A 21,318-nucleotide genomic window follows, 5' to 3' on the forward strand; every position below is an offset into this window, starting at 1 on the left:
AGCACTACATTCAAAAATTTTCAGACTGGATTGCAAATAGCTCTTCAACATTCACAACCTCATCTGCTAGTTGCATACATTCTTTAAAATGAGTAATAACGATAACGGTTTCAATATTTTCTTGCAGAAACTTTAAAATCTTTACTGCAGTTTTAGGGTCTAGGGCGGAAGTAGGTTCATCTAAAATCAATACTTTCGGCTGCTTTAGAAAAGCTCGAAGAATGTTTAAACGCTGTTTTTCCCCTCCAGATAGACTTTTAATAAATTCATCAAGCTCGCTATCTAATGAAAGATGATTGTCTAAAATTATTTTTTCTAAATCAAAGAATCGGATCAAGGATGTTAGCTCATCATCTGTATATTTACAGTTTGAGTTATAAACTAAATTCTCTCTTAAAGAGCCACTTGAGACCGTGGAATTCTGTCCCACAAAAGCGACCTCATCGAAAATTTTATTAGAATAAATATGGGTTATATCTAAGCTTTTATAGAATAATTGACCACTCTCGATTTTATATGCGCCCAAAATATAGTTAATTAATGTCGATTTTCCTGCTCCTGTCTTACCTACAACAGCATACATTTTGTTTTTATAGAAATTGAGATGGATCGGTTGCGTTAACTTGCCAGCTATTTCTAATACAGCATTTTTAAATGAAAAAAGTATATGACTATCAAGATAGGATGCTTCACTGAGTTGATCTTTTTCTAACGCAAAATAGCTATGAAATTTTTCAATGGCGACCATATTACCTGCGAGCAAATTAATTTGCTGTGAGATCATCAGTGAGGGTGTGGTGAGCATCATAATATATGAACTAATCATCACCATATCACCCGTTGTAATTTTACCAATCGAAAATAGTTTGGTCGAAATGAGTAAGAAGCTCAGTAAAAATATAAAAATGAAAATAATCTGTAAAATCATTAAACCAGCAATTCTAAAGTGACTATAAGCACTTTGCTTTACAAAATTTTGAACATTTTTTTGAAACTGAGAAACTTCATATTCAACTGAATTATTAAATTTTATTTCATAAGCATTATTTATTTTTTCTAAGAACCGACCTTGTAAGGTATTACCTATCGAATACAATGGTTCATAGTAAATCTTACTTTTACGATTAATAAAATTCGAAATGAAGAACAGAATAATTGCAGCACACATAAATCCGACCGCAAAAACCAATCCAATATTGAGAAAAAGGATATAACTTATAAAAAACAATTGAAGGACTACGGGAACAAAAACCACTAATATCGCAAATATAATCATCGAAAATGCTCTGCTGGCACGTACTGCTTCAGCATTGAATATCCCTATATCGATCTTGTCCTGTTGTTTTTTCTCTATTTGTAAATAGTTTTTTAGACCTGCAACTAAAATTGATGATTCTTGTTTTGCGGTAATTAAGCCGCCAAATGCATTTTTAGTCCATTCAATAATTTTAGAGAGAAGCCAAGCAAAACAATAAGAAGTCACCAAAATATAAATGTAATTTATATTTTTGTTTTCGTGAGTACTGTCCACAATCAATTTAACAAAATAAGGAAGGATTGCACTGACTAGACTTGCCAATGCGACTAATACAATTAGAAAAATTAAATGTTTTTTTTGATGCTGATAATAGTGAGTCGAGCTATGCCATATTTCCTTAAATTTATAAAAAAACATGGCACAACCTCTTTCTATTATTAGTGGAATTTTCCGCAATAATAGCACTCTCAACAGAATAAAAAGGTTGAGAGCTTTGTTTATTTTTTGTCTATTTCTTTAAGTATTCATCTCGATTCTGACGATAAGGCTCATCGAAAGGTACAAACATTTGCTCTTGTTTAGCTTCCTGAATCCATTGTTGGACAGAAGATAAAGCCAATATCTTTTGCATATAAATTTGGCTGGATGCTGAAAGTGGTAAATTAAAACATTCGAAACGCATAACCACTGGTGCATAAAATGCATCTGCAATACTCAATTCACCACATAAGAAAGCATCTTCACTTGGACGCTCAGACCATATCTGATCAATTCGAGCCACCTCGGCACGAATCTGCTCATTTTCAGCCCATAACTGCTTTCCGACATGTGTCAAATCAGCTTCAACATTCATTGGACAAAGATTACGTAAAGCTTGGAAACCACTATGCATTTCTGCGCTGATACAGCGAGCACGTGCGCGTAATTTCTTATCTTGAGGTAATAATGCTTTTTCAGGATGTTGTTCAGCAATGTATTCTGCAATTGCCAAACTGTCCCATACAATAATATCAGCATCGATGAGAGCAGGTACTTTACCCGTCGGATTCAGCTTGAGAATCTCAGTTTTAAATTGACTATCAGGCTCAAAACTATCAAATCGAATCCAGTGTTCTTGAAATGGAATATCTACCTGTTTTAATAAAATCCACGGACGCATCGACCAAGTCGAATAATTTTTATTTCCTATGAACAGTTGATAACTCATAATCATTTCTCTTTTAATGCAGCGAGTTGTTGTATTAATTCCTGTTTCTGGAACGCTCCTGTTAAACGTAAGGAACGAATTTCTTGGTGCTTTGGATTTAAAAATAAATACGTTGGCGGACCTAAAATATCCCACTCTGCCAATAAGGCTTGATGTGAAGCATCGTAGTGACTTAAATCCAATTTAATTAAATAATGAGCAGCTAATGCTTGTTGTACTTCTGCATCTTTTAAAATTCGATGTTCAATCGGCTGACATGCGACACACCAATCTGCATAGACATCAATCACGATATTTCTATCATCAGGTGCATTGGCAAGAAGTTGTCTAAACTCCTCTGCTGTTTGTGCCACATGCCATTCAGCCATTTTTTCTGCTTGAACCGAGCTGAGACTTTGAATGTGTTGATATTGATTAAAAGCAAGCGCAGGAATTGCTAAAATCAACAACAAAGCATACAGCCACTGTAGCTTACTTTTTTGCCCAAATAAACGGTAGACCGCGTAGATAATAAACGCCAAACCTAAAAAGAGGCTAAGAATCTGAAGCGCTAACTCTGGCAAAAGCGGACGAATGAAATATAAACTCAATGCAAGCATCAGAAAGGCAAAAATCACCTTAATTTGATGCATCCACTCACCGGCTTTAGGTAATGCTTTTGCACCTAACACACTGGCAAGCAATAATGGAATGCCCATGCCAAAACCTAAGGCGAATAATAACAAAGCGCCTTGCCATTGGCTTTGAGTCTGTGAAATAAACAGTAAAACCCCCGCCAAAGGTGCAGTCATACATGGCCCAACCAACAAAGCCGAAATCATGCCCATCACACTTGCACCCAGCAAGGTGCCGCCTTTTTGTGTAGATTGCATGTGATCGAGTCGATTGATCCACTTTTGTGGCAGCTTTAATTCAAATAATCCAAATAGATTCAAAGCAAAAATCACAAACAATAAGCTAAATGCAATTAAGGTTGCAGGTTGTTGTAACCATCTTTGGAAGTTTAATCCCGCAGCAGAGGCAATTAATCCGAGTACGGCGTATACCATTGCCATGCTAATGACAAAAGTCAGTGCAATTGACCACGCTTTCACGCCTTTATTTTCACGCACAATCAAAGAGGTCAAAATTGGTAACATTGGCAATGAGCACGGTGTGAATGCCAATAAAATACCCAAGCCTAAAAACAGCAAAATGCTATATGCAAGTGAATGTTGTTCTAGTGTACTTGACCATTTTTGATCTTGTGCCATCACCGTTGTATCTGCTGATGCTGAGCGTTCAGAGGACACGGCTTGAGTTTCATCTTCTAAGCTTGGCGCTGCATTTAAAGCATTTGCTGAACGTGCCACGTCTAAGAAGCGTTTTTGTGCATTTGAGCTGGTGTTTTGTACACTCACCAATCCATCTGCATCGGTTTGAAATTCTATATTTTGAGGAGGATAACAAATACGATCCTTGGCACAACCTTGCCAAGTCACTCGATAATGTTGCGATGCTTGGGTCGGAATATTGAACTCAACTTGTTGATAATAAACTTGGCTATGCCCATAGTTCTCATCATATTGTTCAATCCCTTTCGGTAAGCTCAATGCCAAAGGCTGATTACTTTGTTGAACTTCGAATTTATGTTGATATAAATAATAATTCGGCTGAATCGTCCAATGCAGTTTTGCCTGATTGGTTTGAGTGGATTCAACCGAGAATGCAAATGCCTCTTCAGGACTGAGTAGCGTTGCTGATAAATTCTCTTGCGCGTGAAGCAAAGAGCCGCATAACAACAATAAACTACCCACAAAGTAACTTATCAGTTGGGAACAAAACGTCCCACCCTGAACAGACATTTTCATTTTCATCTCGCTATGACAATTCTGAGCTTTTTAACTGAATCATTAAATTGGAAAGCTCAAAATGAGGGTTATTTAGAATAAAACGGATACGCCCAAACCACCGTTGTATCCCTTAGCATCACCATTTAAATCTACTCCCACACTTGCATCAAGCTGAGCACGATCATTGATGGCATAGACTAAGCCAGTACCTAAACCATATTCATAGTCTTGGCTTTCCGCTTTACGATAAACAAATTCTGAATACCCAGATAATTTACCTGCGATTTTATAATCAATCGTTGGAATGGCTGTGACCGCCCAATTACTATTTTGTGCTTCATAACGCATGGTTATTGATGTGCCAATTAAATCACTAAACTCATAAGCAACCGCAGAGGTTAAGCTATAGATATCATCATGCGCGGTGAACTCGTCATTACCTGTTGCAAGAATGGCTTCAGCCAATAACGCCATCGTTAAACGATCATCTTTTAAATCAATCGCTTTTTTCAAACCAATGCTAACATCACCCAAACCATTAGTTTCTTTTTTCATACCTGCGCGTTTATGTTGTTGCCAAACAGGTCCTTGCCAACCCAGTTGTAATTCTAAGCCATTTGCCAAACCTGTACGTAACAGCATGTCAGCATTCAGGCTGAGATTTTTTTCTCTTTCAACATCCACAGTCGCTTGTTGATAGCTTACTGTTGGTAGTCCTTGCTCCCAAGCCAATTGACCTACAGGCGTAATACCTGTTCCGATACCTGCACCAGGGCGATCAAAAGAGAAATCAGCCGCAAAAGTGGTGGTGGCAAGCATGGATGTTGCAATTAAGCTGAATGTTTGCAATTTTTTCATGGTTATTCCTTTGTTTTCATTTTATTTAATCATATTAAGCACTTAATTCTTTTGACATTTTTGCACCACGGCTGCGCAATAATTCAAGTGTTTCGCGCTCTTCAGACAAAGATTCTGACCAGTCAATTTCATCAAAATCACAGTCAAAAAACAGTTGGCTAATCGAAGAGAGAATCGTTAAGCCTTCTTCATCACGCGTATTTGGATCTACTTTTTCATCCAGTAAGCGTTGTACGACAGGAACACAAGCTGAACTTGCTGCATCCCAAAGCGGCCCATAAAACTCTTCAGCATCCCAAAGATGTAAATTTGCTTTTGCTTGGATTAATGCATCTAAAATCTGTAAATAAACCTGTAGTTGTTGTTGCTTTTCAGCTTCGGTAAACGGCTTACCTTTCTCATAAGCCTCACAGACATTTTCCCACCATACAAATAATCCATCACATAAAATTGAGACTGGAAAACCGTGTTCAGGGTCAATGAAATTAGGGTCGAGTCCTTCAGCAAGTAAAGATTGCACTTGGGCTAAATCAAGTTGTTGTATGGCTTGCACCAAGGCCTGCTGCTGATTGCTTAACATGACCAATTCTCACAATATGTTTAATGGCTCTATTATGCCGAATATCCCGTCAGGATTTTATAAAACGATCTAAAAATCATGTATAAATTTGATACAGGCATAAAAAAAGCCCAATACAGGGCTTTTTTTATGCGCGTCTTCTACGCTTCATCATCTACTTTGACATCATCATCTACATCAACATATTCGGGTAAACCACCACGGTGATGTTCTTTTTTCTCGTATAAATGTTCTAAGCTGCGTTTCAACTTATCTACTGCACCATGAATAGATGCATCAATATTTGCAGCCTTATGGGTCACAGCCAGTGGTTTCATGCCTGCTGGACGTGCTTCGATCATACAGCGTTTGTCATGATCTCCCGTTTTGTCCCCATTTTCATCACTAATATGAACCGAAAAATGCGTAATACGCTCACTATAACGTTGGAATTCTTGCGTAAGCTCTGCACGGACATAACTTATTAAACGTTCGCTACCTTGAATGTTCTTATCTGTACGGATTTCAATATTCATAAATATCTTCCTCTCTTTTCTGTTTAGACAGTTCAACGAAACTTTTTATCTAGCACACTTTGAGCATGCATTCATTCGGTGCAGTTGTATATTTTGTTTATGTAAAGGCTTGTGGTCTCCTTGCTTCGCATCTGTTGCGTTTCAGTAGTTAGAAGATCTTCTATAATTCCAATATCTGACTTTCATCATAAATATGCAAGCTGATTTTCAAGATTTTCTATCAAAATTTGATCAAAAGCGTTTTTATTTCTGCCTTTTTCTTGCGTTTAAGCGATATACAATTCTTTTGAGCATTTGGTCAAATTTGGCTTTATTTTTGCTTAATTCCTTGTATGCTTGACACGCCTTTTTGGGGGGAGATTTTTTAAATGCAATTGAAGCAACTTACAGCAGCATGCCTATTCTTATCTACAGCAGCTTTCGCTCAAGCTAAGCCAATTTGGCAAGATTTTAGCTTGACCGGTTTATATGGTGAAAACTATGAAGTTGTTGATGAGAAGCAAACAACTTTAACGGTTGAATATGCAGCAAAAGTGAAATATGCAGACGTATTTTTCTTTATGGATCGCATGCGCGGCAGCGATGATCACAAAAGCACCTATTTTGAACTTTCTCCTCGTTTAAGCTTAGGCGAAATTTCTGGTCAAAAACTCGCTTTTGGTCCTGTGAAAGACGTGTTGATCTCAACCACATGGGAAAGTAACAGCGATGACTTCTCTAGTTTTGATAATTTTCTCTACGGTGTAGGATTTGATCTTACGATTCCATATTTCCAATATGCGAATGTAAACTTCTACCGTGCCAATAATGAAAAAACTGCTGATGACTATCAAATGACCATTGCATATGCATTGCCATTTAAAGTTTCAAACGAAGATTTCTTGGTTGATGGTTTTCTTGATTGGTCGACTGGTGAAAAAGATCACGCTAGCGAAATGAACTGGACCACTCAATACAAATGGAATGTCGGCAAACATATTTCACCTGAAACACGTTTATATTTGGGTGTAGAACATTCTGTTTGGAATAACAAATTTGGTATTAAAGGCAGTGACGAAAACAATGTCAGTGCTTTAGTTAAATACCATTTCTAAATTGGTCATATCGTTAAAAACAGCAAGCTCAGTCTTGCTGTTTTTTTTGTAATCGCGCATATTGAAATAGATGAATTTTCTTTTATTTTGTTATGTCTCACGATCTTACGCTTGCAACCCACACGCTTCAAAATTCTTATCAGATTCGTTTTGCAACAACTGCTGATCTTGAGCAGATCCTCAATATTTATAATCATGAAATCCTAACAGGTACAGCCAACTGGAATGACCAAGCTGTGACTTTAGCGCAATATCAACAACGTTTTCATGACATGCAACAGCAGCAATTTCCGATGATTGTGATTGAGGATCAGCAACTGAAAAAAATTGCTGGTTATGCTTATTACTCAGCCTTTCGTAGCATTACAGGTTATCGTCAAAGTATTGAGCATTCTGTTTTTATTGACCCCAATTATGTTCGTCAGGGTTTAGGAAAAGCTTTGATGCAACAACTGATCCATCTCGCAACACAACACCGCATGCATATCATGGTGGCTGCCATTGATAGTGAAAATACGGGTTCAATCGTATTGCATCAACAGCTAGGCTTTATTCAGACAGGTTATATGCCACAAATAGGGCAAAAGTTTGGACAATGGCGTGACTTGGTTTTAATGCAATTACAACTTAGTGTTTAAATAACATAACAATTTCATCACTGCTGTAATCATATTCTTGGTTAAAATAAAAAATAGTACCATTCTAAAAACGATGCAACATATGAAAATATCACAATTTTATATACTCACCGCGAGTATTATCACTGCAACAGCAAGCTTTGCTGAAACGTCCTTTGAACAAGAATTACAACAAGGCTGTGCCAAAGTAAAACAATATGCGCTAAATGGAAAAAAGCTCTATGATCAAAAACAATATGCCAAAGCGGTAAAACAGTTTGAAGATCAAGCCGCATGGTCGCAGTTCTGCCAAATCAATGCAGAGGAAAGCGGTATCAAGGTTACTGACCGAGAGATTGAAATAGCCAATAATAATGTCGGGTTGAGTTATGCCAAATTAGGCAAACCACAATGGGCACGGGTGTGGTTTTTACGAGATAAAGATTCAAAAATCAGTCAATACAACTTAAAACAACTTCCTAAACCTCATATCAGCAAAGACTTACAAGGCACTTATGTAAGAGCCAATGGTTTTGGGCAATGGGATTACATCACGGTAAAGAAACAACAGAGCAAATATCTCATTAATTTTGAAGGTTATTATTTTGGCATTCGTGGTCTTATTTATGGTCCTAATTTAGGTGAGTTTGATACCACAATGCCGATCACTGCAAACAAAGCCAACTATCGTTATGAGGACTGCCAGATTAAGCTTCAATTTGTGAATGATACAAATAATGGTCAAAAAATTGAGGTGAAACAAAATAACGGCGAGTCTGGATGTGGTTTTGGGCATAACGTCTATGCGGGTGGCACGTTCTATAAGGTTGAAGGTAAATAAATGATCTTTACCCTCAAACTCAACAAAAAATTTAAGAAAACTTATGAGTCTCGGAAACGTCATTCACAACCTGCGTAATCTTTGAAAGATATTGTTTCTGCGAAACAATAGAAAAAATCCAAGAATTGAACAGGTTTTGTGAATGACAATGCCTTTGGTTACTTTGGGCAAAACCAAAGTAACTCCAGCGGAAGGCGTATTTAAAAATTAGAAGACTACTAGGTATGACGACTCCGAAAGATAATCATTTTTTTAATATCTAGTTTCTAAATAGTAAAATGAGATATATAGGGTTGATACTAAATCGCCACCAACTCCCTTATCCCCTTTTCAGGCATTTCCGCACCTTGCCCCTGTGCGATCACTTGACCACGCGCCATCACCGTATAGTTATCTGCCAGTTCTTCAGCAAAATCGTAAAACTGCTCCACCAAAACGATCGCCATTTCACCCTGATCTGCCAATTTACGAATCACCCGACCAATGTCTTTGATAATCGAGGGCTGAATCCCCTCAGTCGGTTCATCCAAAATCAAGACTCTTGGCTCCGAAGCCAACGCGCGTGCAATCGCGAGCTGTTGCTGCTGACCACCTGATAAATCTCCACCACGGCGATGCTTCATTTCATCCAAGACAGGAAAAATTTCGTAGAGATGACTCGGCACTTTTCGGGTTTTTGCACCCGAAAATTTCGCCATACCAATTAAGATATTTTCCTCTACGGTTAAAGTTGAAAAAATATCTCGTCCTTGCGGCACGTACGCCAATCCCGCACGTACTCGTTGCTCAGGAGACATCTTGGCAATATCTTTGCCATCTAGCAAAATCTGTCCTGACTTAATCGGTAAAATCCCCATCAAGCATTTCATTAAAGTGGTTTTACCTACACCATTCCGTCCTAGAACAACACTGCATTCGCCTAAAGGCGCTTGAAAAGACACATCACGCAGAATATGACTACCACCATAAAACTGGTTAACTTCTTTCACTTCTAACATGGCAGTCTCCTAGCGTCCTAAATACTTTTCAATCACATCTTCATTGGCTTGTACCTCTGCCAATGTGCCCTCTGCCAAAATTGCACCTTGTGCCAATACCGTGACTTTTTCACTGATGGTGTCAATAAAGCTCATGTCGTGCTCAACAACCACAAGCGTATGATTTTTTTTCAATTCTAAACACAGTTCAGCAGTGCGTTCTGTTTCTGCATCGGTCATTCCTGCCACAGGCTCATCCAATAAAATCAGCTTTGGACGTTGCATCAACAACATGCCGATCTCTAACCACTGCTTTTGACCATGAGATAATAATCCTGCGGGCTTTTTTACAAATTCCTTTAAGCGAATTTGTTCTAAACTTTCCTCCAATGCTAACTGCGCTTCTGGATCAAGTCGGCTAAACAAGCTCTTTTTCACTCGCTTATCTCGTGGTGCCGCGAGCAGTAAATTTTCCATTACTGTGAAATTTTCAAACACTGTTGGTTTTTGGAATTTGCGTCCAATTCCAACTTCCGCAATTTCCTCGGTACTCATTTTGGCAAGATCATAGTTTTGTCCAAAAAATGCTGTACCTGTGGTTGGACGCGTTTTACCTGTAATCACATCCATCAGCGTGGTTTTGCCTGCACCATTCGGTCCAATGATGCAGCGTAACTCACCTTCAGCGATGTAGAGTGATAAATCATTGAGGGCACGAAACGAATCAAACCAGACACTGACTTTTTCTAAATACAAGGCAATCCCGTGACTAAAATCTGCGCCTTCAGTTTTGGCACGACCATAACCCTCACCGAGTTGACCGCCATGTTGAGCTGAGTCTATGAATAAATCACTCATTTAATTGCTCTCCTTTTTAAAACGGTCAAATAATCCAATCACACCTTTCGGTAAGAAAATCGTCACCACAATAAATAAAGCACCTAAGATCAGTAACCAAGCTTCTGGTGCCGCAACTGTGAAATAAGTCTTCACAGCATTGATTAAACCTGCACCTAGAATCGGTCCAATCAAAGTGCCACGACCACCTGCGGCAACCCACACTGCCATTTCAATCGAGTTGACTGGATTCATTTCACTTGGGTTAATAATGCCAACCTGTGGCACATACAACGCCCCTGCAATACCTGCAATCACTGCTGATAGCACCCATGCTGAAAGCTTGTACCACAGTGTGCGATAGCCCAAATATTGCAACCGGTTTTCACTGTCACGAATCGCGCCAAGCACTCGACCATAAGGACGATTCATCAGTTGACGTAAACCAATAAAACACAGCATTAACACCAAAGCAGTGACAAAACATAAAGTGGCACGCATCGGCGCAGAGGTGATATCAAAACCGAGTAAGGTTTTAAACCCCGTGAAGCCATTATTTCCACCGAAACCGGTCTCATTTCGGAAGAATAATAAGGCTGCGGCAAAGGTCATGGCTTGAGTAATAATCGAGAAATACACACCCTTGATTTTGGAGCGAAAGGCAAAGAAACCAAAAATAAAAGCAACTAAAGCAGGTACTGATAAAACCAAGATCATTGCCCAAGCAAAATGCTCTGTTCCCACCCAATACCAAGGGAGCTCTGTCCAACTAAGGAAACGCATGAAATCCGGTAAACCATCGCCTGCGGATTCGCGCATTAAATACATGCCAAAAGCATAGCCACCCAAGGCGAAATATAAACCGTGCCCCAAGCTTAAAATCCCTGCATAGCCCCACACTAAATCCAGTGCCAATGCGACCAATGCCAGACACATTATTTTGCCAATCAACGTGATCCAATACGCAGACAGATAAAATGTGGAATCAGGTGACAACAAATGCAACCACGGCAAGCTCAATAACACGGCAAAACAAATGGCAATCGCAATTGCGCTATAGGGTTTATCTGCAAATAAAGAAGTGATTTTCATTGGCTTACTCCACGAAACGACCTTTGATGGCAAACAAACCTTGTGGACGCTTTTGGATAAACAAAATCACAAGAACCAAGAGAATAATTTTTGCTAAAACCGCACCTAAACCAATCTCCAAAACTGTACCGCTAATCCCTAAACCTAAGGCTGCAAGTACTGCACCCCACACTTGCCCCACGCCGCCAACCACAACGACAAGGAAGGCATCAATGATGTAGTTTTGTCCGAGGTCAGGCCCGACATTGCCTACTTGTGCTAGCGCACAACCTGCCAATCCTGCTAAGCCAGAACCTAAGCCAAATGCCATCATGTCAATACGTGCAGATCGAATGCCCACGGCACGCGCCATTTGACGGTTTTGCGTCACAGCACGGACAAATAATCCGAAACGGGTTTTGTTTAATAAGAAAACTAAAAGTAGTAATACCGCCACAGTAAAACCAATAATTGCAATACGGTTATATGGCAACATCAGGCTTGGCGTCAGGGCAATTCCACCACTGAGCCATGCAACATTCGACACTTCAACGTTCTGCGCACCAAAGATCATACGAACCGATTGCATCAAGATTAAGCTTACCCCAAAGGTAGCCAATAATGTTTCCAATTGGCGGCCATATAACGGGCGAATCACCGTTCGTTCAATCAACATGCCGATCAGCGCACTTACCAGAAATGCAGCAGGAATCGCAGCCAATAAATACCAATCGACTAGACCTGCAAAGTGCGTTTTAAAAAAGCTTTGAATTACATAAGTGGTATAAGCACCAATCATGATGAGTTCACCATGTGCCATATTGATGACACCAAGCAAACCGTATGTAATTGCCAGACCAAGCGCGGCTAAAAGTAAAATACTAGCAGTACTAAGACCCGAAAATACATGTCCTGACCACTCACTGATTTGCAAACGGGTTTTAATTTTATTTTGTGCTTCAACCAAAGCTGTCTTGAGTGCTGGATTGCTCTGAGGTTGTTCCAAGCTTTGTGTGATTAAAGCATATACATCTGGGCGATTCGAATCTGCCAAAATTTTTACCGATTCGATCTTGGTGAATTCATCTGAACTATTAAAATCTAAACGGGCTTTCAGTTGTGCTAAACGGGCTTTAACAACATCACTTTTTTCATTGAGATAGAGTTGTTTAATAGTGGTGACATCGAGCTCATCTAAGTTGTTTTCTAAAATATCCACCGCAACTAAACGTTGTGAAGCATTATCTGAATTCAATTTAACTTTGGCTTGTCCAAAATTCAGTGCCTTACGCAACGTATTAACCAGCGTCACTTGTGACAAGTCCGATGGCCAAGTTTCGATAACTTGCTGTTGTGGGTAACTTAATAATTTTTCATCATTTTTTAAAATATATGTGTTGCCAAAACTATCAGTATATAATTCATTTTGATCAATATACGCGACCAATTGATCCAGTTGCTCAATACTGGCTGGCCATTGATTCAACATGGCACGACGAGTGGCAAAGTCAGATTTAACAAATGTTTGGATGGCATCCTGAGAAGTTGTAGACGTCACTGTTGTTGGTGAAGTAACTTCTGCCCATGCAGGATTAAAAATGATCTGTGCCATGATGCAGAGCAGTGCCAAAACATAGTGTTTCGCCATAAGACTCCCCTTATATTTTCTATTTAAACCAATTAATCAAAACTAAAAACCAAGAAAAACCTGCTGCCGAAACAGCAGGTTGCATAGGAAAATTATTTAGGAATGTAAGGGCTCCAAGGCTCAGCTTTGATGGTCTGAGGCGTTTTATAAACCACATCAAATTGTCCATCACCACGGATTTGGCCGATCATCACAGGTTTATGTAAATGGTGATTGGTTTCATCCATTTTGAGGGTATAACCCGATGGTGCTGCAAAAGTTTGACCTGCCATCGCATCACGAACTTTATCTACGTCCGTTGTACCCGCTTTTTCAACCGCTTGTTTCCACATATTGATACCAACATAGGTCGCTTCCATCGGATCGTTGGTCACAACTTTGTCAGCATTTGGAAGTTTGTACTCCACTGCATACTGTTTGAATTTATTGACAAATTCGGTGTTTTTCGGATTTTTAACTGACATGAAATAGTTCCATGAAGCTAAATGTCCAACCAATGGTTTAGTATCAATACCACGTAATTCTTCTTCACCAACTGAGAAAGCCATCACTGGAATATCAGCAGCCTTAATACCTTGGTTGCCTAACTCACGATAGAAAGGAACGTTGGAATCGCCATTGATAGTTGAAATCACCGCAGTCTTTTTGCCCGCAGAGAATTTCTTGATATTGGCAACAATGGTTTGATAGTTGCTATGACCAAACGGTGTGTATTCTTCCATGATGTCTGCATCAGCAATGCCTTTAGACTTCAAGAATGCACGTAAGATTTTATTGGTGGTACGTGGGTAGACATAATCTGTGCCGAGTAAAACAAAACGTTGTGCTTTACCGCCCTCATCTCCCATTAAATATTCAACAGCAGGAATGGCTTGTTGATTCGGCGCTGCGCCTGTATAGAAAATATTCTTAGACTGTTCCTGACCTTCATATTGCACTGGATAGAATAGTAAACCATTCAACTCTTCAACCACAGGAAGAACAGACTTACGTGATACTGACGTCCAACAACCGAAAATAACGGCAACTTTGTCCTGAGTAATTAACTGACGTGCTTTTTCAGCAAATAGTGGCCAATCTGATGCTGGGTCAACAATGACAGGTTCGAGTTTTTTACCCATAACTCCACCATTGGCATTGATTTCATTGATGGTCATCAATGCAGTATCTTTCAGAGAAGTCTCAGAAATCGCCATCGTGCCTGAAAGCGAATGCAGAATCCCGACTTTAATGGTATCGCCACTTTCTGCTGGTGCTGTCTTTGCTTCAGTTTTTGTTTGTTCTGTTTTTTCTGCTGGTTTTGAACAACCAACCAGTCCTACCCCCATCATCGCTGCCATAAGTACAGACATCGACATCAATTTATTTTGCATCTTTGTTCTCCACAGGTTGATATTGTGATTTTTACTAAGTGGAGTTATTCAATTTCTGTGCCAATAATTTAAGCAATTGTTTTATATTAATTTTATCTAAAATTTCTCGTTAGAAATCCAATCTTGTATACAACATTGCATACAAAAAATACGTAATGAACCAAAATGATGCAGACTGACTTCTTCAAGACGTGAAATTGATAGTTAACCCCGATAGAGAAAACTTAAATTTCTGCTTTGGAAAAAATTGAATAAATTCAAAATCCTTTAAGTTAACGAATCCATATGATATTTCGATATTTAAAACATAAAGCACACATGATTACAGCTAAGCTATAAGACACGATTAAAGCAAACCAAAATCCAAAAATTCCCAATGGAGCGATCTTGAATATCCACCAATCCATTCCCCAATATGCCAATACCTGACCAAAGCCTAAACCAAAGATCAATAATGAGCTGCTATAAATCATACTCGGCACAATCGTTATACCCCAGCAACGTAATACCGTTGCAAAAATACATAACATTGCATCGGCTAAATGAAACAGTATGCCGAGTATAAAGAGGGAGATCGTGATCTGAATAACCGCTGAGTCTTGAGTAAATAGGGAAATGAATTCCTCACGAAGAAGCAGTAAAACACTGCATAAAGTCACAGCTAAAACAAATATAAGCAGAAAGGCTTTTTTTGACCAAAGCAAAGCAACTTGCTTCTGTTGAGCACCAATTTTTTCAGATAACATCAAACTGAATGCAACAGAAAATGCGGCAGGTAAAATATATAGCATGGAACATATGCTTGCGATCACTTGATGCGAGGCAATCACGATACTGCCTAATGGTAATGCTAAAATCGAAATCGCCATGAAAGCAATCACATCAATCACGATCATGAGAGCGGTGGGTATTCCAATTCGAAGAAAACGAATCAACAATTCATAATTGAAAGAAAAGCGACTCAGATCAAGTTTAAAAACAGCGTTGCCACGTATATAACCGCACAGCAATATCAACATCACACTGTCCCCAAGCAATGTCGAAAATACGGCACCATAGACACCCCAAGGTGCAATATCAAAGTACGCCACTCCATTGATCAAAGCATAGGACAGTGGCAGTTTGATCAACAAAAAAACCACACCAATATATGTCGCGATGATAGGACGATCTAAAACCTGTATTTGTATGGTTAAGATTCGACAACATAGACGAATCACTAGATCGACTGAAAAAATCATCAAGCAATTTTTAACCAGTATCAGAACCGTGTCAGGTGCTTGAAAAAAGGTTAATAAATACTCAGTATTATTGATCAAAACGATCGCGAAAATACTAAACACAGCTGCGATTAATACGGCCAAACTCACGACGTTAGTTAATTTTTGTTGATTGATTTCCCGCCCTTTTTCTTCAGCGAGGATTTGAAACATTCCTTGTAGTAAGCCGTAGCCCACCACAAAAACAATCATGTAAACTGAAAGAGAAACGGATAAAGCCGTTAAATGCACATGGCTATAGTGGGATAAGAAAGCGGTATCAATAACACCACTCATAATAAAAATCGTATTACTAAACAGAATTGGGAAAAAAATACTTAAAAAACGCTTCATTATATTTTCACTATTATCAATTAAGAATTTGATATATTTGAATTTTAAAATCTTAGAAACAAACAAGACATTTTGATCAATGCGCTTCAAATGTTAGATAAAATTTTACCAATAGATAAAAAGCAAATAGCGTTCCATATTTATTTTTATGCTTATGAATTCATATTTTTAACAAGACATAAAAAAGCCCAGATGGACTGGGCTAAGCAAAAAAACGATTCAAATCAAACCACAATATCCGCCAAATTACCTTTCTGCTCTAACCAATGTTTACGATCACTCGAACGTTTTTTGGCAAGCAATTTATCTAATAACCCTGCGGTAAAATGCGCATCATCCAAATCGAGCTGTACTAAACGGCGGGTATTTGGATCCATGGTGGTTTCACGTAGTTGACTGGCATTCATCTCACCTAATCCTTTAAATCGAGTGATTTGCGGATTTTTATTACCTTTCACTTTTTTCAAAATGCTTTCGAGTTCACTATCATCCAACGCATAATAAACATCTTTACCAATATCAATACGATAAAGTGGTGGCATTGCGACAAACAAATGACCATCTTCAACTAAAGTCGGGAAATGCTTCACAAACAATGCACAGAGTAGTGTCGCGATATGTAAACCATCCGAGTCTGCATCGGCAAGGATACAAATTTTGCCATAGCGCAGTTCTGATAGATCATCACTGCCTGGATCAACACCAATTGCAATCGCAATGTCATGGACTTCCTGAGATGCCAAGACCTCATCCGAAGACACTTCCCAAGTATTTAAGATTTTTCCACGAATCGGCATAATCGCTTGGAAGTTTTTGTCACGCGCTTGTTTTGCACTTCCACCTGCCGAATCCCCTTCGACAATAAACAGCTCACTGTCTTCACGTGTTAAACCAACACAATCTGCTAATTTACCGGGTAATGCTGGACCAGCTACAATCTTCTTACGTTCAACTTTTTTGGCTGCTTTTAAACGACGACCTGCTTTGGCAATTGCCATTTCAGCTAATTGAGTCGCGATCTCGGCATGTTGGTTTAACCATAATGCAAACGCATCTTTGGCGATATTGAGCACAATATTTGATGCTTCACGGCTCGATAGCCGTTCTTTGGTTTGTCCTGAAAATTGTGGCTCTTGAAATTTTAAAGATAAGATGAAATTTACGCCATCCCAAACATCTTCTGCGGAAAGTTTCATATTACGCGGTAATAAATTGCGTAATTCACAGAACTCACGTAATGCCTCAGTGACTCCTGAACGTAATCCATTGACATGCGTACCGCCTTGCGCGGTTGGAATCAAATTGACGTAACTTTCCTGAATCTGCTCACCACCTTCAACATTCCAGCAAATCGCAAATTCACACGCTGCACGGTCTGCTTGTCCACTACTGACAAAGGCAGGATCAGGTAAAATTTCACGCTCTTCAAGCTCATCCATCAAATAGTCAACTAGACCATTTTCAAATTGCCATTCGATTTTTTCGTTACTTATTTTATCGTCATAAATAATTTTTAAGCCTGCTGCTAATACTGCTTTGGCTTTTAAATTATGTTTAAGCGCTTTTAATGCGAACTTAGGACTATCAAAATATTTTGCTTCTGGCCAGAAACGAACGGTTGTCCCTGTCGCACGTTTCGCCACCTTACCTTCTAATACAGATAAAGGTGCTACAGGCTCACCTTGCTCAAACGCCATTTGATACAAGTTACCCTGACGTTGTACCGCAACCTCAACACGTGTAGATAAAGCATTGACGACAGAAATACCTACACCGTGCAAACCACCTGAAAATTGATAGTTATCGGTACTGAATTTACCACCTGCATGTAGCTTGGTCAGAATAATTTCGATACCACTTTGACCATATTCAGGATGGATATCAACGGGCATTCCACGACCATTATCTTCAACCGATAATGAACCATCTTCATAGACCGTCACACAAATTTGGTCAGCATGTCCTGCCAAAGCCTCATCGACAGCATTATCAATCACCTCTTGCGCCAAATGGTTTGGGCGTGTGGTATCGGTATACATACCTGGACGACGACGTACAGGATCTAAACCAGAAAGAACTTCAAGAGATTGTGCCGTGTATTGTGTCACTTGGTCTGACTTCCTTATTGGATGGCTGCCGATAAAAATTCAAAGATGAAGGGTAATTTTTCTTCAAAATCATCCATTGCATGATTACCACCAACATCGGTTAAAATCAATGAACAAGGATGTGCTGCGCTATAATAACGTTGTGCCTGACGATAATCCAAGACTTCGTCACCCTGTTGCAACAACACAAGAATTTTATCAGCATGATTAAGCTTCGTCTCGGCAATCGATTGTAATTGCTGCAATTGATCGATATCAAGCATCCATGATTCAGTGACTTTGAGCGGAATCTGCCCAATTCCAAATAAATCTTCAAATAATTGCCATGGTTGCATGGCAGGATTAATCAGTACAGCAGCACAACCATACTTGGCGACAAAATATGTCGCATAAAATCCGCCTAAGCTACTGCCTACCAATACAACTTGTTGCAGGGTTAAACTTTCGATCAACTGCGAAATTTGCGCTAGTACAAGTTCAGGGGATTGATTTAAATCAGGTAAATGTACGTCTACATCATCAAATTGTGCACAGTATTGATACAACTGTTGCCCTTTTTTAGACATGGGGCTACTTCTGAAACCATGTAAATAAATAATTTGCATACGCACCAAAATAGTCAAAGACTTGACATACAGTGAAATAAGTCACATTATTTTGATTAATAGTTAATCAAATAACAAAATAAATTACATTTAAGCTCCATATTGTCAGACACAAAAAACGATACTGCACTCCGTTCATCAGTATTCTTAAAAAATTGCTTATGAAAGACATAAGATGTAAGCGTTTGTTGTAGTTTATCTAAACAATATGAATGAATAACTTCAAACCTTCGGTATATATCAAGGATGGGGAATCAATATGCCAAGTTTAACACCTCTGCATGAAACCTACTGTAAATGGGACAGTACGCCACCTAGTCAGGCAGATGTTTTGGAAGGTTTGGCACAACTGGTCAGCACAAGTCTGAGTGGTGTGCACGAATTGGTGCAACTTGTACAAACTGAAGTGTTACGGACTACGCTCGGTTTAAGTGCGCAAAAAGCTAAAAAACTTCAAAAACACCCACAACTACAAAAGTTTTATCAATTTTCTTATGATGCACTACAAAAATATGGAACAAGTTTTCTTGCACCAAGTTTGCGTCATATCATTGAGAAATTTCCTGTTTTACATGACAAACCGCTCACTCCAAGTCTTTACTTTGTTGTCGGTGCACTCAATGGCATTTTCGGTGATTTCTTTTTAAAGCAGCATAATCCAATGGCATTGCCTATGGTGCTTTATGATCACTATGGATCTTTACAACAAGGTGAACTCACAGGTCGTGTTGTGATACTGACACATGGTTTGTGTATGAATCATTTAAGTTGGTCGAATAGTCGCTATGGTGGTATCGGCGAACGTTTGTTAGCTCAACGTGATAACAACACCATGTTGTATCTTAACTATAATACTGGACGACGTATTTCAGCCAATGGCCGTAGTTTTGCAAATGTGCTTGAAGATTTAGTACAACGCAATCCAAGAATTACCAGTATTGATTTAATTGGACATAGTATGGGCGGCTTAGTGTCTCGAAGCGCGCTATTTTATGGAAAACAAAATCTTTACCAATGGGTTCATATGGTTGAGAATTTAGTTTGTATTGGTTCACCCCATCATGGTGCTGTGCTTGAACGTTTTGGCTTCATCTTGCAAGATAAATTGGGTGCATTCCCTTTTATTAGTCTAATTGGTCAATTAGTCAATGTGCGTAGTAACGGCATTCTAGACTTGCGTCACGGCAGTGTACGTGATGATGACTGGGAACATAATGATGCCCGTATTGGTTTTGCTGATGACAATCGTAAACCTGCTCCATTACCTTCACATATCAATACTTTCTTGATTGCGGGTACTTTAGAGTTTGAAAAGTTACGTAATAAAGCGTTGTCTGTCATTGGCGATTATTTGGTCAGTGTAAAAAGTGCTTTAGGCGAACATCCAAATCCACGTTTCCAACTAAAATTACCAGACACACATAAAGCGGTTTTCTATGGGCTGAATCATTTTGAAATTCAGTATCACTCCAGTGTCGCTGAACAAATCACACGTTGGTTGTATCCTGATGCGAAAGAAAAAGTGGAAGCTGGGGTACAGACCCATATGATCAATGTACCGAACAATTACACCTTTGATGATTTAGAAGGCATTGTTGAGACTTAAAATTAAAAAAGCTCAGCTATATTGCTGAGCTTTTTATAGATTTGTGAGATTAGATTTTCAGATTAAGTTTTCTTCACTGTAATTCTAATCATAAGATTCACTGTATCTAAGTGAAAATAAAATCTGAAGGCATCACAAAAAAAATGCTGAGAAAGTTCTCTTTTACTCAAAGTTTCATTTTTGAATTCCAACCTTATGGTGCATTAGAGTTACGTATTTCCAATACTTCATTACAAACTTTTTGATCAGAATAAATAAAAATTCGCTGGCTTTCATTTTCTAATAATACTGCATCTTCATCAGTACCAAAGGCATCTTTAGAGATTTCACATTTATAAGATGTAAGCTTAAAGCTCTGTACAGTTTTACATTTTGGTTCATCTGTAGTTTCATCAAAACCATACCATTCTGTAATATTCTTATCAGAACATGAGATTTGTGGACTATCATTACTCTCAAATTCTTTATTATTAGTTACCGTTGGCTCACTTATAGCTAATAGAGGTTTTTCTCTATCCTCTATGCGCATTACATTCTGTTCGCTATTTAAACCAACTTGTGATTTGTCCTGATTTTTATCACTACATGCTAGTAAAGTACTAATAAAAATCAAGCATAGCAGGAAAATTATTTTCTTATTCATTATTTACCTCAAAACCACCAACAATTTTAAAAAAC

General features: G+C 38.7%; 19 protein-coding genes. 4 read left to right on the forward strand and 15 right to left on the reverse strand.

Annotation, left to right across the window (positions count from 1 at the left end; translation table 11 throughout):
- Positions 1 to 10: 10 nt before the first annotated feature.
- The 6 genes from F933_RS08245 to F933_RS08270 all read right to left on the reverse strand — a co-directional run bounded on the left by F933_RS08245 (position 11) and on the right by F933_RS08270 (position 6,250).
- Positions 11 to 1,714 carry an ATP-binding cassette domain-containing protein gene (locus F933_RS08245; RefSeq protein WP_228127867.1) on the reverse strand — a complete coding sequence of 568 codons (1,704 nt, stop codon included), beginning with the start codon at positions 1,712 to 1,714 and terminating at the stop codon, positions 11 to 13.
- 52 nt (positions 1,715 to 1,766) lie between these two features.
- Entirely contained in the window at positions 1,767 to 2,465 is a 699-nt protein-coding gene (locus F933_RS08250) for a glutathione S-transferase family protein (RefSeq protein ID WP_005060217.1), read from the reverse strand.
- Positions 2,466 to 2,467: 2 nt separating this feature from the next.
- Entirely contained in the window at positions 2,468 to 4,315 is a 1,848-nt protein-coding gene (gene dsbD / locus F933_RS08255) for a protein-disulfide reductase DsbD (protein ID WP_005060219.1), read from the reverse strand.
- Between the two features lie 72 nt (positions 4,316 to 4,387).
- Positions 4,388 to 5,155, reverse strand: coding sequence for a transporter (locus tag F933_RS08260; protein ID WP_005060221.1), 768 nt, complete (start codon positions 5,153 to 5,155; stop codon positions 4,388 to 4,390).
- A 34-nt stretch (positions 5,156 to 5,189) separates the two neighbouring features.
- The gene (locus F933_RS08265) at positions 5,190 to 5,735 is read right to left on the reverse strand and encodes an ankyrin repeat domain-containing protein (RefSeq protein ID WP_005060224.1); all 546 of its coding nucleotides are present in this window, start codon (positions 5,733 to 5,735) and stop codon (positions 5,190 to 5,192) included.
- Between the two features lie 140 nt (positions 5,736 to 5,875).
- Positions 5,876 to 6,250 (reverse strand): HPF/RaiA family ribosome-associated protein, encoded by a 375-nt coding sequence (locus F933_RS08270; RefSeq protein ID WP_005052568.1) that lies wholly within the window; start codon positions 6,248 to 6,250, stop codon positions 5,876 to 5,878.
- Between the two features lie 368 nt (positions 6,251 to 6,618).
- Here F933_RS08270 and F933_RS08275 point away from each other — a divergent pair, with 368 nt between their 5' ends.
- From F933_RS08275 to F933_RS08285, 3 genes are all read left to right on the forward strand, one after another.
- Complete coding sequence (locus F933_RS08275) at positions 6,619 to 7,344, forward strand: outer membrane protein OmpK (RefSeq protein WP_005060226.1); 726 nt, start codon at positions 6,619 to 6,621, stop codon at positions 7,342 to 7,344.
- Between the two features lie 92 nt (positions 7,345 to 7,436).
- Positions 7,437 to 7,982, forward strand: a complete 546-nt coding sequence (locus F933_RS08280; protein ID WP_005060229.1) for a GNAT family N-acetyltransferase — start codon at positions 7,437 to 7,439, stop codon at positions 7,980 to 7,982.
- A gap of 82 nt (positions 7,983 to 8,064) precedes the next feature.
- Entirely contained in the window at positions 8,065 to 8,802 is a 738-nt protein-coding gene (locus F933_RS08285; RefSeq protein ID WP_034710948.1) for a hypothetical protein, read from the forward strand.
- 299 nt (positions 8,803 to 9,101) lie between these two features.
- Here the strand turns inward: F933_RS08285 and urtE are convergent, their stop codons facing one another.
- The 8 genes from urtE to F933_RS08325 form a co-directional block, all read right to left on the reverse strand.
- Entirely contained in the window at positions 9,102 to 9,800 is a 699-nt protein-coding gene (gene urtE, locus F933_RS08290; protein ID WP_005060233.1) for an urea ABC transporter ATP-binding subunit UrtE, read from the reverse strand.
- Between the two features lie 9 nt (positions 9,801 to 9,809).
- Positions 9,810 to 10,637 (reverse strand): urea ABC transporter ATP-binding protein UrtD, encoded by an 828-nt coding sequence (gene urtD, locus F933_RS08295; RefSeq protein WP_005060235.1) that lies wholly within the window; start codon positions 10,635 to 10,637, stop codon positions 9,810 to 9,812.
- Positions 10,638 to 11,708, reverse strand: coding sequence for an urea ABC transporter permease subunit UrtC (urtC, locus tag F933_RS08300; protein ID WP_005060237.1), 1,071 nt, complete (start codon positions 11,706 to 11,708; stop codon positions 10,638 to 10,640). It lies immediately after the preceding gene.
- A 4-nt stretch (positions 11,709 to 11,712) separates the two neighbouring features.
- A complete protein-coding gene (gene urtB, locus F933_RS08305) occupies positions 11,713 to 13,335 on the reverse strand; it encodes an urea ABC transporter permease subunit UrtB (protein WP_005060239.1) in 1,623 nt (540 codons plus the stop codon).
- Between the two features lie 92 nt (positions 13,336 to 13,427).
- Positions 13,428 to 14,708 carry an urea ABC transporter substrate-binding protein gene (gene urtA, locus F933_RS08310; protein ID WP_005052584.1) on the reverse strand — a complete coding sequence of 427 codons (1,281 nt, stop codon included), beginning with the start codon at positions 14,706 to 14,708 and terminating at the stop codon, positions 13,428 to 13,430.
- 272 nt (positions 14,709 to 14,980) lie between these two features.
- A complete protein-coding gene (locus F933_RS08315) occupies positions 14,981 to 16,321 on the reverse strand; it encodes an MATE family efflux transporter (protein WP_005060240.1) in 1,341 nt (446 codons plus the stop codon).
- A 224-nt stretch (positions 16,322 to 16,545) separates the two neighbouring features.
- Entirely contained in the window at positions 16,546 to 18,429 is a 1,884-nt protein-coding gene (gene parE / locus F933_RS08320; RefSeq protein ID WP_005060242.1) for a DNA topoisomerase IV subunit B, read from the reverse strand.
- A gap of 14 nt (positions 18,430 to 18,443) precedes the next feature.
- Entirely contained in the window at positions 18,444 to 19,034 is a 591-nt protein-coding gene (locus F933_RS08325) for a YqiA/YcfP family alpha/beta fold hydrolase (protein WP_034710638.1), read from the reverse strand.
- A 259-nt stretch (positions 19,035 to 19,293) separates the two neighbouring features.
- Between F933_RS08325 and F933_RS08330 the strand changes: the two genes are divergently transcribed.
- Positions 19,294 to 20,640 (forward strand): PGAP1-like alpha/beta domain-containing protein, encoded by a 1,347-nt coding sequence (locus tag F933_RS08330; RefSeq protein ID WP_005060246.1) that lies wholly within the window; start codon positions 19,294 to 19,296, stop codon positions 20,638 to 20,640.
- Positions 20,641 to 20,833: 193 nt separating this feature from the next.
- Here the strand turns inward: F933_RS08330 and F933_RS08335 are convergent, their stop codons facing one another.
- Positions 20,834 to 21,283 carry a hypothetical protein gene (locus F933_RS08335; RefSeq protein ID WP_005060249.1) on the reverse strand — a complete coding sequence of 150 codons (450 nt, stop codon included), beginning with the start codon at positions 21,281 to 21,283 and terminating at the stop codon, positions 20,834 to 20,836.
- Positions 21,284 to 21,318 lie beyond the last annotated feature (35 nt).

Source organism: Acinetobacter beijerinckii CIP 110307 (assembly GCF_000369005.1).
GTDB lineage: Bacteria > Pseudomonadota > Gammaproteobacteria > Pseudomonadales > Moraxellaceae > Acinetobacter > Acinetobacter beijerinckii.

Coding starts and splice junctions, on each gene's coding strand:
- F933_RS08250 (WP_005060217.1), bottom strand. CDS start 2,465: ATGAGTTATCAACTGTTCATAGGAAATAAAAATTATTCGACTTGGTCG.
- dsbD (WP_005060219.1), bottom strand. CDS start 4,315: ATGAAAATGTCTGTTCAGGGTGGGACGTTTTGTTCCCAACTGATAAGT.
- F933_RS08260 (WP_005060221.1), bottom strand. CDS start 5,155: ATGAAAAAATTGCAAACATTCAGCTTAATTGCAACATCCATGCTTGCC.
- F933_RS08265 (WP_005060224.1), bottom strand. CDS start 5,735: ATGTTAAGCAATCAGCAGCAGGCCTTGGTGCAAGCCATACAACAACTT.
- F933_RS08270 (WP_005052568.1), bottom strand. CDS start 6,250: ATGAATATTGAAATCCGTACAGATAAGAACATTCAAGGTAGCGAACGT.
- F933_RS08275 (WP_005060226.1), top strand. CDS start 6,619: ATGCAATTGAAGCAACTTACAGCAGCATGCCTATTCTTATCTACAGCA.
- F933_RS08280 (WP_005060229.1), top strand. CDS start 7,437: ATGTCTCACGATCTTACGCTTGCAACCCACACGCTTCAAAATTCTTAT.
- F933_RS08285 (WP_034710948.1), top strand. CDS start 8,065: ATGAAAATATCACAATTTTATATACTCACCGCGAGTATTATCACTGCA.
- urtE (WP_005060233.1), bottom strand. CDS start 9,800: ATGTTAGAAGTGAAAGAAGTTAACCAGTTTTATGGTGGTAGTCATATT.
- urtD (WP_005060235.1), bottom strand. CDS start 10,637: ATGAGTGATTTATTCATAGACTCAGCTCAACATGGCGGTCAACTCGGT.
- urtC (WP_005060237.1), bottom strand. CDS start 11,708: ATGAAAATCACTTCTTTATTTGCAGATAAACCCTATAGCGCAATTGCG.
- urtB (WP_005060239.1), bottom strand. CDS start 13,335: ATGGCGAAACACTATGTTTTGGCACTGCTCTGCATCATGGCACAGATC.
- urtA (WP_005052584.1), bottom strand. CDS start 14,708: ATGCAAAATAAATTGATGTCGATGTCTGTACTTATGGCAGCGATGATG.
- F933_RS08315 (WP_005060240.1), bottom strand. CDS start 16,321: ATGAAGCGTTTTTTAAGTATTTTTTTCCCAATTCTGTTTAGTAATACG.
- F933_RS08325 (WP_034710638.1), bottom strand. CDS start 19,034: ATGCAAATTATTTATTTACATGGTTTCAGAAGTAGCCCCATGTCTAAA.
- F933_RS08330 (WP_005060246.1), top strand. CDS start 19,294: ATGCCAAGTTTAACACCTCTGCATGAAACCTACTGTAAATGGGACAGT.
- F933_RS08335 (WP_005060249.1), bottom strand. CDS start 21,283: ATGAATAAGAAAATAATTTTCCTGCTATGCTTGATTTTTATTAGTACT.